At 40.8% G+C, this 13422-nt stretch carries 13 protein-coding genes; 3 read left to right on the top strand and 10 right to left on the bottom strand.

Annotated elements, in window-relative coordinates; genetic code table 11:
* The coding region (locus L1D46_RS06000; RefSeq protein WP_239977052.1) for a ubiquitin-like protein at positions 1-368 on the bottom strand (368 nt) is incomplete at its 3' end.
* A gap of 121 nt (positions 369-489) precedes the next feature.
* Positions 490-1128, bottom strand: coding sequence for an outer membrane beta-barrel protein (locus tag L1D46_RS05995; RefSeq protein WP_130052700.1), 639 nt, complete (start codon positions 1126-1128; stop codon positions 490-492).
* A 308-nt stretch (positions 1129-1436) separates the two neighbouring features.
* Here L1D46_RS05995 and L1D46_RS05990 point away from each other — a divergent pair, with 308 nt between their 5' ends.
* The 3 genes from L1D46_RS05990 (at position 1437) to L1D46_RS05980 (ending at position 4762) form a co-directional block, all read left to right on the top strand.
* On the top strand, positions 1437-2414 hold the full coding sequence (locus L1D46_RS05990; RefSeq protein ID WP_130052701.1) for a Solitary outer membrane autotransporter beta-barrel domain: 978 nt from the start codon (positions 1437-1439) through the stop codon (positions 2412-2414).
* Positions 2415-2487: 73 nt separating this feature from the next.
* Complete coding sequence (locus tag L1D46_RS05985) at positions 2488-4224, top strand: amidohydrolase (protein ID WP_130052702.1); 1737 nt, start codon at positions 2488-2490, stop codon at positions 4222-4224.
* 19 nt (positions 4225-4243) lie between these two features.
* A complete protein-coding gene (locus L1D46_RS05980; protein WP_130052703.1) occupies positions 4244-4762 on the top strand; it encodes a protein tyrosine phosphatase family protein in 519 nt (172 codons plus the stop codon).
* A gap of 30 nt (positions 4763-4792) precedes the next feature.
* On the opposite strand, the gene L1D46_RS05975 is transcribed toward L1D46_RS05980, so the two are convergent.
* From L1D46_RS05975 to L1D46_RS05940, 8 genes are all read right to left on the bottom strand, one after another.
* Positions 4793-7045: a carbohydrate binding family 9 domain-containing protein gene (locus L1D46_RS05975; protein WP_130053027.1), complete on the bottom strand. Its 2253-nt coding sequence runs from the start codon at positions 7043-7045 to the stop codon at positions 4793-4795.
* Positions 7046-7238: 193 nt separating this feature from the next.
* A complete protein-coding gene (locus L1D46_RS05970) occupies positions 7239-8540 on the bottom strand; it encodes a DEAD/DEAH box helicase (RefSeq protein WP_130052704.1) in 1302 nt (433 codons plus the stop codon).
* A 67-nt stretch (positions 8541-8607) separates the two neighbouring features.
* A complete protein-coding gene (locus L1D46_RS05965) occupies positions 8608-9039 on the bottom strand; it encodes an excinuclease ABC subunit A (protein WP_130052705.1) in 432 nt (143 codons plus the stop codon).
* Positions 9040-9870, bottom strand: a complete 831-nt coding sequence (locus L1D46_RS05960) for a MipA/OmpV family protein (protein WP_130052706.1) — start codon at positions 9868-9870, stop codon at positions 9040-9042.
* A complete protein-coding gene (locus L1D46_RS05955; protein ID WP_130052707.1) occupies positions 9867-11093 on the bottom strand; it encodes a beta-ketoacyl-ACP synthase in 1227 nt (408 codons plus the stop codon). Before L1D46_RS05955 ends, L1D46_RS05960 begins: the two co-directional genes overlap by 4 nt.
* Entirely contained in the window at positions 11093-11818 is a 726-nt protein-coding gene (gene fabG / locus L1D46_RS05950; protein ID WP_130052708.1) for a 3-oxoacyl-ACP reductase FabG, read from the bottom strand. Before fabG ends, L1D46_RS05955 begins: the two co-directional genes overlap by 1 nt.
* Complete coding sequence (locus tag L1D46_RS05945; RefSeq protein WP_130052709.1) at positions 11815-12270, bottom strand: hotdog family protein; 456 nt, start codon at positions 12268-12270, stop codon at positions 11815-11817. Before L1D46_RS05945 ends, fabG begins: the two co-directional genes overlap by 4 nt.
* The gene (locus L1D46_RS05940) at positions 12257-13420 is read right to left on the bottom strand and encodes a beta-ketoacyl-ACP synthase (protein WP_130052710.1); all 1164 of its coding nucleotides are present in this window, start codon (positions 13418-13420) and stop codon (positions 12257-12259) included. Before L1D46_RS05940 ends, L1D46_RS05945 begins: the two co-directional genes overlap by 14 nt.
* Between the last annotated feature and the right edge of the window lie 2 nt (positions 13421-13422).

Here is a 13422-nt window from a genome sequence, read left to right as displayed (position 1 = left end):
AAAGTAATATTTGGATATAGAGAATCATCCAAGCTTAAACTCCCTAGTAGCTGCGATGGATTCTCATAGGAAAAACTAGGGGCTAAATTCGATTTAGTGACATTCAAAATAGAGTTTTTTACCACATTGTAATCAGACAATGACCGAGCATTTTCTAATGTTTGACCATTAAAAGTGATGATTTGTCTAGTCAGTACAATTTGAGTCTGCTGTTCAACAAGCCCTTTAACTGTTTCAATGCTGTCACTTGGCTCAACATCGAGTGTGAAGGTCACAGTAGGTGCGATAATTGTAATCGGCATAGCCAATATAGTCATAGGCGAAATAAGCGCTATGAGGTATAGGTATTTAATAATTGTTGATAGCATGACGTCGTGTTCCTGTAGAAATTTCAAGCTGGTAGTAAATTCATCTAAAATGGTTTACTCGTGTTTCAGCTATTCCTTGAGGTAATTAAAATGTACGCCCCTCGCATACATCGATAATGGGTTAGTCGAAATAATATCTTGCGCCAATTGAGATCATCGAAGCATCATTTGCATCTAGCGCTGCATGGTCGTAACTTAGAAAAATCTGGATATTTTTAAAAAGATCAAAACTCGCTTCAATTCCAAAGGTGGCACTGTTACCACTGCGTTTTGCTTTAAATAACTGTGAAGAGTTTGATTGGTATTGGTAATCTTGGTGCCAATCTAAATATCCTATCTTACCAGTCAGCGATATTATTTTGGTGATTGGCCACGACGCTAAAATTGATACCTGAGGCCCCTTTGCTGATTCAGGGTAAATTCGTTTTATGGCCGTGTGAAAGTTGTCTAAATCGGTGACTTCGCCTGTAAAGCTGAAATGTCTCTCACCGAAATCTACATAACCGACTTGTAGTGAATAAATTGAATTGAATTTATAACCGATTGCAGCTTGGTAACCTGTATCCGAGTCTTTAATCGAAACAGAATCAATAATGGTCCCTTGTTCACTTAATGATGATGTTAAGTCTTTTGTGCTAAGGTCTGTGGAAGCTGAACCTATTTGCCCAGATACAAACCAGTGAGTTTGCTCGGCTTTACTATGTTGACTACATAATAATAAGCCAGTAAATAGCATGATTGTCGAAAACTTAAGTTTCAATCCATTATAACTAGTTAAAAAGTATGACACTTTCAAAGTGAGACCTCTTTATAAGATTAATTGTAATTGCAACAAATCCACTGTTAATTACGAACATCCACTTTGTACATATCATTTACATTAGATTAAACTCCTAGCCATTCTAATGAGAAAATTCTGATTCAATATGGGTATGTGAAATTTCTGACAACCTTTGTTATTAGTTCTGAGAAAGAACTTTTGTATGATCTGAATAGCAATTAGGGACTAGTACAGCTAAATTCCCCCCCTTCGCTATTTAATACTTTTGAGCGAGAGTTGATTTTTTAATGAATAACAAGTACATACCGTATTTAACTGCTTGCATAATGATGACGTGTGTGTTTTGCGCGAGCAGCTATGCAAACCCAACTAAGCAGCTCGAAACCGCATTTGCAACCTCGTTAGTTTTAACTGATGGTGACAGTATTACCTTGGGGTTTGGTGATTTTGATCCGCAAACATTGTTTAACTCGCAACATGCTAGTAAAGATGAAGACAGTATCGCACTTAGAAAAAAACTCAAACTCTACAGCATTCCTTATACATGGCAGCTTGATGAGCCAATTTATCAGCACAAACTAAGTTTGACAGGTAGAGTCAGCTATTTAAATCAATCAGATTTTATCTCACTGTATGACAATGTCGCTGACGACTATATTTCAGAAACGGTGTATAACAGCATGATCGGTGTTAATGCAGAGAAAGCGCTTGGATCTAAATGGTCATATCAACTTGGCTTTAACAGTCACTACTTACATTACAACAATGATTACGAGTACAACTCGCCCGAATCTAGACGTAATATACAGCCTTTAGCTGATAATCTTTACACCAACCTAAATAGTAATGCACTAGTACTAAATCCAAATGCGACCATGATTTATCGCCTGCCAAGGCACTGGGGCTATTACGAATACAAACTTAACTTTAATTACTATTATGGCTGGGCCTTGTCTCATCCTGACGGAATGAGTAATGCAGCTCCTGAAACTTGGCGTACACTCAATGGAATTAAAGCTAAGTTTAACATGTTTAAAATAGGCCTTTTTGAGCAAGCTTTTTATATTAAAGGACAGCGAATTGATTTAGGTGGTGATGGTCGTATTGCATTTTCTACAGATCACTTTTATGAATACGGTATCGGCTTTTTATGGGACAGTAGAAAGTGGACGTCATGGTTTGACAACTTTGGCATTGGTATCAACATTCACAACGGTAGTAGCCTCGATGGTGCAGCTATAGTCTTGTACTTTAATGAAATTTAAGTCTATTTTTTAAAGACAAAATTTTTAAACAGACTATATTCTTAGACATAATTAAAATTCATGGAAGATTTAAATGAAACATCACCTCGCAATCGCTTGTTCATTACTTGCCTTAACGGCTTGCGATAATCGCCCTGAACAAACAGCTAAAACGCTACCTCTGCAAGTGAGTGCTGCAGATACCATTTATTATGGTGGCGATATTCTTACAATGACTGGCGATGAACCAGAATATGCACAAGCAATCGCTACCCAAGGTGACAAAATCATCTTTGTGGGTGATAAAACTAAAGCCCTTGAGTTTAAATTTGGCAAAACAAAGCTGATTGATTTACAAGGAAAAACCTTGATGCCAGGCTTTGTAGATGGTCATAGCCATGTCTACGGTGTTGGTTTGCAAGCCATGGTAGCCAATGTATTACCTAGCCCAGATGGTGATGCCAATAGTGTTGAGCAAATCGTTAATATGCTTACAGCCGCACAGAATAACCCTGATTACACCACATTTATTGAAAAAACCGGCGCTATCTTAGGCTTTGGTTACGATGATGCTGAGCTTGATAGATACCCGACTAAAATGGACTTAGACCGCGTTAGCACCGAAAAGCCAGTGATCATCATTCATACCTCGGGGCACTTAAGTGTTGCAAACAGTAAAGCTTTAACTCTGGCTGGCATCGACGAAAACACAGAAAACCCTAAAGGTGGGCTAATTCGTCGTATGGCGAACTCACAAGAACCTAATGGGGTGCTCGAAGAAAATGCACACTTTGGTTTACTGTTTAAACTCATGCAGTCGTTTGATCCTGACTTACAAGATTTAATGCTACAAGAAGGACAAAAGCTCTACACAAAATACGGCTACACCACAGCGCAAGAAGGCCGAGCAACTCAAGAAGCCTATGATTCGATGGTAAGAGCATCAAAGGCTGATAAATTCGTGATTGATGTGGTTGCGTATGCTGATATGGCCACCAGCAGCAGTTTTATGGACTCAACCTATAACAGTAAACACTACACAAATCATTTTCGCATTGGGGGTGTAAAACTTAACTTTGATGGCTCACCGCAAGGGAAAACTGCTTGGTTATCTCATCCATACTTAAAAGCACCTGAAGGCCAAGAGCAAGGTTATGCAGGCTACCCTACTTTTAATGATGAACAAGCTTATCAATATGTAGAAACGGCCTTTGCCAATGGTTGGCAAGTGATGACACATGCAAATGGTGATGCCGCCATTGAGCAATTTTTAGATGCTGTTGAAAATGCCAATAACAAGCTTGGTAAAAAAGACCGCCGCCCTGTACTTATTCATGGTCAAACTATTCGTCAAGATCAGGTAAATCGCCTTAAAGAGTTGGGCATATTTCCATCGCTCTTCCCAATGCATACCTTTTATTGGGGCGATTGGCATGTAAATTCGGTGCTAGGTCACCCCCGTGCCGATTTTATTTCACCCACTCATGCTGTTCGCAAGCAAGGATTAATGTTTAGCACCCATCATGATGCGCCAGTGGCTCTACCAAATGCACTAAGGGTATTAGATGCAACGGTGAATCGCACTACTCGCACAGATAAAGTATTAGGTCCTGAACAACGTGTTTCTGTGTATACTGCACTACAAGCAATGACGACATGGCCGGCGTATCAACACTTTGAAGAGACCTCAAAAGGGCAATTAAAACAAGGGATGCAAGCTGATTTAATTATCCTTGATAATAATCCGTTGAAAATAAAGCCTGAAGAGCTTCATAACTTACAAGTGTTAGCAACCATTAGCCGTGGTAAAACCGTTTACCGCAAAAATTAAACTTAATAGAAGGAATAACATGAAGAGCTTCATATTATTAGCGTGCGCTACTTTACTGTCTTTTTCAGTATCGGCAGCACAAACGACCGCTACACAACTGGATATTCTAAATCTAAAGGCCCAGTCTGAGCATGTATTAACCTCAGGGCAGCCCAATCAAACCGATTTTGCCAAGTTAAAACAACTCGGTGTTGAGAACATCATTAACCTACGTGGTGATAACGAAACAAATTGGTCTGAGCAAGAATTAGTGACTGAGCTTGGCATGAACTATTACCATATTCCTGTGCAATCTAAAGCTGATATTACGATTGAAAATGCCACTAAGCTTCAGGCCTTACTCAATGAGCATCAACAACAAACCACCTTACTTCACTGTGCTAGCAGCAACCGTGTTGGCGCTCTCGTTGCGCTATACAATGCCATAACCTTAAAAAAGCCAATTGATGAAGCTGTCGAGATTGGTAAGCAGTGGGGCTTAAAAAGCCTTGAAGGGGTGGTAAGAACTAAGGTAAACGAAGAAGTTGGTCAGCCATAAGCTGACCAAGTTTTTATTATATTGCTTCAGCTATAGCTGCCATGCATAGCTTAGCTTAGTGAAGAAGGTGCGTTGATCACGCTCAAGACCTTCCAACGAATCGTCTTGGTATCCTTTATCTGAATACCCTAAATAAAACAGTGTTTGTGAGTTAATCTTGTACGAATACACTAACTGACTACCATAATCGCGGTTAGTTTGGCTTACATCAAATCGATAAGCTTCGTTGTTTCGATCAACATCTTCAAACTGCAAAACGAGTTTCAGCATTGAACGCATATTAAATTTATAATAAACGCGTAGATCCGTTAAGTTAGCAGTATAAACACGCTCATTTTGCTCGTTATCTAGGTAGCTGTAGCTGTGCTCCAACTGAACCTGCCAATGATCGTTAATATCCCACGTCATCTCAGGTTCAATGCGGACCATTGTACCTAGAGCTGCATTACTGTAGTCAATTTTGCTGCCATATTGAGCATATAATAAGAAACGGACATCGCGGATGGGTCTAAAACCGCCGTAGATATAACCTATGTTTTGATTAAAAAACTCACCGGCATAAAATTCATTACGATGGATAAAGCCAATTTCTGTTTGCGATTGCATCTTACCTTTAAAGGTAAAAAAGCCATCGTATTCTTCTTCAAGTAAGTCGCCATTTTGCGCCCAAGTTTTATCCCATTCAGCATTATAGCTGTACTCAGTGATTGCATCATCAGCATCACGGTACCAGGTTTGCCCACCACCTAATTGTATTTGCTCGTAATCAACTTTAGCTTGGTAACCTAAGTCTGAGCGGTATTCTTTACCTATATTTTCGTAATTAGCATAAACTTCGTAATCACGCTTAGTTCTAGTAAATTCAATAGCATAAGCTTGATCTGATTGATTTTTATCAACGCCATAATAATCAACTAAAAATTCTGAGTTAGTGGTATCTGTGCTTGCTACTTGATACTGCAAACTATCTGATTGATTAAACCAGTAGCTGCCATCTAGAGATAACACTGTATTATGGTAATCATCATTTTCACGGTGAGTGCTCATCACACCAATTGTGCCTTTTTGGCCGATATCAAATTGATATCGTCCCGCAACTGCTTGTGTTTTATCTGCTAGATTAGCAAAGCCCGAACCTTGGTTAGTCGGAAGTAAGACACTGGTATTCTGATCGTCAGCGTACATAAAGCCGTAGCTGTGCGCGCCGGTTTTACCTGTTAATTTTAAACCTACATCAGGTTCAGCAATCATTCGCGTATATAAAAGCTCTAGTTGGCTGGTATTAAAATAAGAGGCGCCATCTAAAAAGAATGGACGCTTTTCAGCGTAGTAAATTGAGTAAGTAGTATTTACATCAAGTTCAAGTGAATCGGCCTCGACCTGCGAAAAGTCAGGGTTAATGGTGGCATTAATAACCGCATCTTGCGTCACACCCCAACGTAAGTCCAAGCCCGCTTCAGTATCAATATCGCCATTTTGCCAATCACCAGGCACTGCGTCTTTGGTATCATGGCGAAGCGCAGTTAAAGTTGGCGTAAGCTGAATGTTTTGGCTTTCAGTCATGTTGGCAAAGCCTGTTAGTTTATCAAACTGACAAAAGCTACATTTTACATCTCTGTCAAAACCAACATTCGACATTTGATAAAATACATCACGCGGGTAATTACGCCATACAGCAAAACTCCACGTTAACTCAGCTTGATCTTTTGGAAAGCGAAGAGCAGTGAACGGAATACGCATTTCAACCACATAGCCATCGTTATTAATTTGCCCTGCACTATCCCAAATGGCATCCCACGATGGGTCTTCCACCCAATCGTCAATATCCGTCATGCGCATATCCCCTTGCGCACCTAGTGGATTTACATAAAACTCATAACCAGTTCGTTCATCGTTGAACGTATCAATCATCAAGGCAACATTGTCATCTTGCCAAAGCGTGTCGCGGTCACGAAGTGCAGCACGAATTTGTGAAGGGTCATCATCTTTTGCAATAAAGCCAACATACAAGTATTTACCATCTTCATACATATAGGCATCAGTTTGTACAAGCGGTGTGCCTTTTTCGGTTGGTTCATTTTGATATTTTAATGACACTTTTGTGGCTTCTTGCCAATGCGGTTCATCCATTACACCATCAACGCTGATGGACTCTTTTATATGGGCAAGGGAGAACTCTGCTTTATCAAATGCATTGGCATAAAAAGGCACACAGACAACACCAAGTAAAAAAGTAGGGGTGATTATTTTTTTTATAATTCTTTTTAAGTACTGCATAAACATCCATTTAGACACTGACGCGTTAGAAACGCTACTTGACTGATTTCAAAGCGATTGTAATTCAGCATGGTACATTTGTTAATCTAATTCTGCATTTAACACCATAAAAATTAACAAAATACTCCGTTCGTACTATATATAGAGCCAAAAAAAGCCCCATTGCCAAACAGCAATGGGGCTTTTTGTAGAAAATTTATTACTTTTTAAGGCTTAGTTTATTGCCTTTCAAAGATTTGCGAACATTTGCGATGCGTGAACGGTTTTTCGCACGAGCCTCGCCAGTTGCCTGACCTGAAGGCTTGTTTGTGCGACTGCGGCGTAAATGTGATGGCTTTTTAACTATTTTATCAATCAATACATCACGGTTACTTACTTCGTAACCAGGTAAAACAATACGCTTAATACGCTGACCAATTAACTTTTCGATATCGAATAACGTGTTTTCTTCTTCACGGCTCACAAATGAAATCGCTTGGCCAGGTTTACCTGCACGACCGGTACGACCAATACGATGAACATAATCTTCTGCAAGCCAAGGTAGGTCGATGTTAATCACACGTGGTAAACCTTCAATATCAATACCACGGGCAGCTACTTCAGTGGCTACCAGTACGCGAACTTTACCTTCTTTAAATTCACGTAAAGCACGGCGGCGATTACCTTGTGTTTTATCGCCATGACAAACAACTGCAGGAATACCATCAAGATTCAGCTCTTTGACAAGCTCATCAGCGGTTTCTTTCATGTTTACGAAAACAAGTACCTGCTGCCAATTTTTCTTACCAATCAATTCAGATAAAAGCTCTTGCTTACGACGTTCTTCAACTGGATAAACAACGTGTTGCACTGTTTCTGCAGTACTGTTTGTTTGATCTACATGAATGACTTCAGGCTGCTTTAAAACTTTACTTGCAAACTGTTTAATTGCAGCTGGAAAAGTTGCAGAGAACAATAAGATTTGACGCGCTTCATCACAGCCATTGATAATATTTTGCATATCGCTGATAAACCCCATGTCTAGCATGCGGTCAGCCTCATCAAGCACTAAATGCTTCACTTTAGCTAAACTAATGTTACCCAAACGAAGTTGGTCAAGTAAGCGGCCAGGTGTTGCAACTACAATATCGACACCCGCTTTTAAGTCATTAGCTTGGCCTGCAAGATTAACCCCACCAAAAAGACAAACAGTTTTTAATTCCGTGTATTTGGCAAACGCTTTAAAATTATTGGCTATTTGCTCTGCTAATTCACGAGTAGGCGCTAACACTAGGGCACTTGGCGCATTCTTATCACTAACAGCAGATTCTGATAACTTTTGAATAATAGGCAATGCAAAAGCAGCCGTTTTACCGGTGCCTGTTTGCGCACTAACAAGTACGTCTTTGCCTTTTCTTACCGCAGGAATTGCACTACGTTGAACGGGAGTAAGCGTTTCGAAATTAAGCTCTTCTAATGCCTGTAAAAGCTCAGAAGAAAAACTAAATGATTTAAAATTCATGCTGTATAACCTGCGGCCATCATATCAAGGGTCGCAAATTATACAGAAAAAAAATGACTTTAGTTAGTTATAACTTAACTAAAGTGCCTTTTAATGCCACACCAGCGATAAATGTACCCGCACCACATTGATATTCGGTTTGGCTAACAAACTCACGTTTCTTGTAGTACGACTGAATATTTACAACCGCATTCATGCCTTCACGTACAGCACGCTCTTGTAATGCTTTTAAAGCACTAAGCATTACCCATTCACAGGCTTCACGGTCCGTTTTATTAAACGCGTTGGTTTTCTTATTGGTGATAACTTCACCATACTTAGTTTTAATGGTGTTATGACTTTGATCAGCAAAGTAAAGTGGAATATCTAACAGTGCTTGTTTCGCTTTACTGGTTTCAAGTAATGCTTGTATAGGTAGGGTTTGTATATCATCACGTGCAAAACTTTTTACTGAAAACAAACAAGCAACTAAAACACATGCAAGGGTCAATAACTTCATTTAAAAATTCCTTCTATAAAACTTCCATGCAACACCAAAACCAACCGAAACATTATAATCTTGCTTCACGAGTGGGCTTGCATCTTGTTGACTGTCAGCAAGGTGATGATATTTAACAAAACCACCTAACCAATACTTTGGCGTGTCAAAATGTACCCCAATTGATACATCAGCACCAGAAAAACCTGAACGGCTTGAGTATGCTTGGCGAGTTTCATTGCTATGTAAGTCACTCACCCCATAGTAGTAATCAAGGTATTTATCGGTAGCAAAGTTGATATTGCCACGAAACGCTAATGAAAATTGTGAATCCGCCTTTTCGATGATCGGCACTCGATAATACACACTTGGTCCATAACGCCAACCAATATCATCAATACCAGAGAAATCCGTTGCAATGGCTTTGCGTGCAAACAGGCTTAAATACAAGTGCTGTTTAGCGTTTGGTTCACCTATTAGGTAGTAATTAAGTGAAGGCCCTAATTCAAACACCCAATCTAGATCATCCATACCTTCTCGGGCTTTATTGTCTTCACTGTCAACCGCAAGCCCCACATTGGCAGATAAATCTAAATGAAGATTTTCTTGTTGCCACAAAAAACCAGTGAAATTGTTGCGGTCGATGGCCATTTTATCGCTTTGATAACGAAAATAAGGCACAGGCAATAAGTAGTGCTCACTTTCATCCGATCCCAAATAATGTGGGATATCAGCATAAAACAGGCCAGCGCCTAGCTCCATTTTTGCAGCACCTTTTTCTGCACTATCTTCTGCAGCATAAGCATTAAAAGTTAGAACAAATAAAATACTTAAAATGCAGCGGTTGATCATGCTTGCCACTTTTTAAAGATTAACGACGTATTGATGCCACCAAACGCAAAATTATTACTCATGATGTAATCTGTTTGTATTTCACGGCCATTACCCTTGATATAATCTAAATCAGCGCACTCAGCATCGACATCAGTTAAATTGATAGTAGGTGCAAACCAACCATCATTCATCATGTTAATACTTGCCCATGCTTCAATGGCACCACACGCTCCTAAGGTGTGACCTAAATAGCTTTTTAATGAGCTAATTGGTTTCTTCCCAAGGGCATTGAAAGTCGCCAGAGATTCCGCAATATCACCACGGTCCGTTGAAGTACCATGGGCATTTACATAGCCAATCTGACTAGCAGTAAGCTGTGCATCATTCAGTGCCATTTCGATAGCTACTTGCATTGTTTCTGCAGTGGGCTGCGTGACATGTTGACCATCTGAGTTACAACCAAAACCGACTAACTCAGCATAAATAGTCGCTCCACGGGCAACAGCGTGTTCATACTCTTCTAAAATGAGTGTGCCCGCGCCTTCACCAATAACGAGACCGTCACGATTTTGATCAAATGGCCGTGGCGTGCTTTTCGCAGCATCGTTTTTGGTGCTTGTAGCATATAAGGTGTCAAATACCGCGGCTTCAGTGATACACAACTCTTCTGCACCACCAGCAACCATGGCTTTTTGACGTCCATACTTAATGGCTTCGTAGGCATAACCTATCCCCTGAGAACCTGATGTACAAGCTGAGCTTGTGGTGATCACCCGACCTTTTAAGCCAAAAAAAACGCCCACATTCACTGGTGCTGTGTGAGCCATCATTTGGATGTAACTAGTTGCCGTTACGCCATTCATTTCACCAGTTTCCATCATTTTCGCAAAAGCTAATAATGGTGGCGTTGACCCCGTTGACGAACCAAAGGCAATACCTGTTGAACCATCGGTTAGACTTGGGTGTTCGAGCAGACCAGCTTCTTCTAAAGCAAGCTCAGTGGTTCGCGTCGACATCATAGCAACGCGCCCCATTGAGCGAACTTGTTTGCGTTTGTAGTGGCTTGGTTTACTAAAATGAGTAACAGGTGCGGCTAATCGAGTGTTTAATTCTGGCGCAACATCCCAGTCAGTCATGTACTGAACGGCATTTTCACCTTTTTGCAAAGCTGATTTAAATTCGCCCCATGTATCACCTAATGCGGTAATGGCAGACATGCCTGTAACAACAACGCGCTTCATTACACCATACCGCCGTTCACAGAAATAACTTGGCGTGTGATATACGCAGCGTCATCTGAACATAAAAATGACACCGTGCCAGCCACTTCATTAACTGAGCCCATACGTTTTAATGGGATCATTTTTAGCATTTCATCAACTGGTAAATCGTCTGTCATTTCGGTTTCGATTAATCCAGGTGCCACACAGTTAACGGTGATCTTACGCTTAGCAAGCTCGAGCGAAAGCGCTTTTGTCGCACCAATTATGCCCGCTTTCGCTGCACTGTAGTTTACCTGCCCGCGATTACCAGCAATCCCTGACACTGATGCCATAGTTACGATACGTCCACCTTTACGACCTTGCACCATTGGCATCACGGTTGGATGAACCACGTTGTAAAAACCATCAAGGCCGGTACGGATCACCTTATCCCAGTCATCACCTTGCATTGCTGGAAACGCCATATCATTAGTGATACCAGCATTACAAATCACGCCGTAATAAGTACCATGCTCAGCGATATCTGCTTCAATTTGTTGTTTAGCAAGCTCTCTATCGCACACATCAAATTGCAATAAGCTTGCGTGGCGACCAAGGACACTAATTTCTTGACAGGTTTGCTCGGCTTCAGCCACACCACTGCGACAATGAACAGCGATATCAAAGCCATCGTTAGCTAATCTAAGAGCGATTGCTTTGCCTATTCCGCGGCTTGAGCCTGTGACTAAAATACGTTTTGTCATTGATTTTCTCTTATAAACTGCATTGGGTCCTGTGGTTGAAACACATTAATTTTAGCTTCTGCTAAGCATGTTTCATCGCTGTGAATTTGACACTCAAATACACTTAACCCTGATTCTTCTTGATATAATTTTGTGACCGATACTTTAAGCGTCTGCTCGTTTTTAAATACCGGGGCATAGGTTTTATATTTGCGCGTACCAATTAAAAAGCCAATTTGAACTTCATCCCCTTTGTCCTTTGCCAGCGCACCAGCGTAGGCCGCGATAGTTTGCGCCATATATTCACAGCCAATATAACTAGCAACTCCATTTAAGCTCTCGTCATAAAACGGGCTGTGTGAACTAATATCAACTTCGCAGCAACCTGACTCTTCGCTGTAATTACTGAGACGATTGAGCAAAATCATTGGTTTTCTGTGAGGGACTACTTGCTCAATTTTATAATGATTCATTTAGATGTCCTAATACTACACTGACATTATTGCCACCAAAGGCAAATGAATTTGATAAACAGTGATTAATTTCTGCTTTTTCTGATTGCGTTATTAAGCCAATTTCAGCTAAAGAGTCATCCTCAGTAACCTGATTCCACACTAAATCATTAAACTCTGGATAAGCTAGGTATAACCAACATAACCCAGCCTCTAAAGCACCTGCGGCTCCTAAAGTATGCCCGGTTAAATGTTTAGAGGAGCTCACCTTGGTATTTTGACCAAACACTTCACTGATTGCCAAAGATTCCATTGCATCATTTTGCGGCGTTGCTGTCCCATGAGCATTTATGTAGTCGATATCTGATGGCCTTAAATTCGCGTCTTGCAATGCCATTGTCATAGCTGCGATTGCACCAGAACCATCAGCAATCGGAGCTGAAATATGATGGGCATCAGAGCTTTCACCACCACCTAAAAAGGCGATACTTTGTTTTGTATGCTGCTCTTTACTCATAACAAATAACGCTGCGGCTTCACCAATATTAATGCCTGCTCTGTCAGCGCTAAATGGCTTACAAATTTCATCACTGATAGAAGATAACGAATCAAAACCATTGATAGTGAGTTGACACAAGCTATCTACCCCTCCACAAATCACCACATCGGCTAAATCGGCACTAAGTAAGGCGCGAGCACTAATAAGCGCTTTGGCACTTGAACTACACGCAGTTGAAATACTATAACAGGGCCCGTTTGCAGCGAGCTTTTTGGCAATGTAATTGGCCGGAGCGACGAGCGCTTGGTCGTAATAATCAAATCCCTCTGGCCACTTTCCCTGCGCCGCATGGGATTTTCGGCCTCTTTCACCTTCTTGAATGGCTGCAGTACTGGTACCAATCACCACAGCAATACGGCTGCTCGGAATGTTTATGCTTGCTAATGTGTCTGCAATTTGCGCCAGCGCTAAATCGATTAGCTGATAAAATCGCATTGATGCTGTTAATGGCAACTCATTAACCAAGCCGACAAAGGTTGGACGCTGCTCAAATGCAAGCGACGTCACCTCTGTGAGTGTTTGTTTAGGTTGTAAGCTGATACTTTGCATTGTCTGTTGGTGACCAACCCCCAATGCACTAACAATACCTAAGTCGTTAAGCCAAAATGGCATAA

Origin of the sequence: Pseudoalteromonas sp. Isolate3, from assembly GCF_022398505.1 — a bacterium.
Classification (GTDB): domain Bacteria; phylum Pseudomonadota; class Gammaproteobacteria; order Enterobacterales; family Alteromonadaceae; genus Pseudoalteromonas; species Pseudoalteromonas apostichopi.
This window is presented reverse-complemented; position numbering and strand designations above follow the sequence as displayed.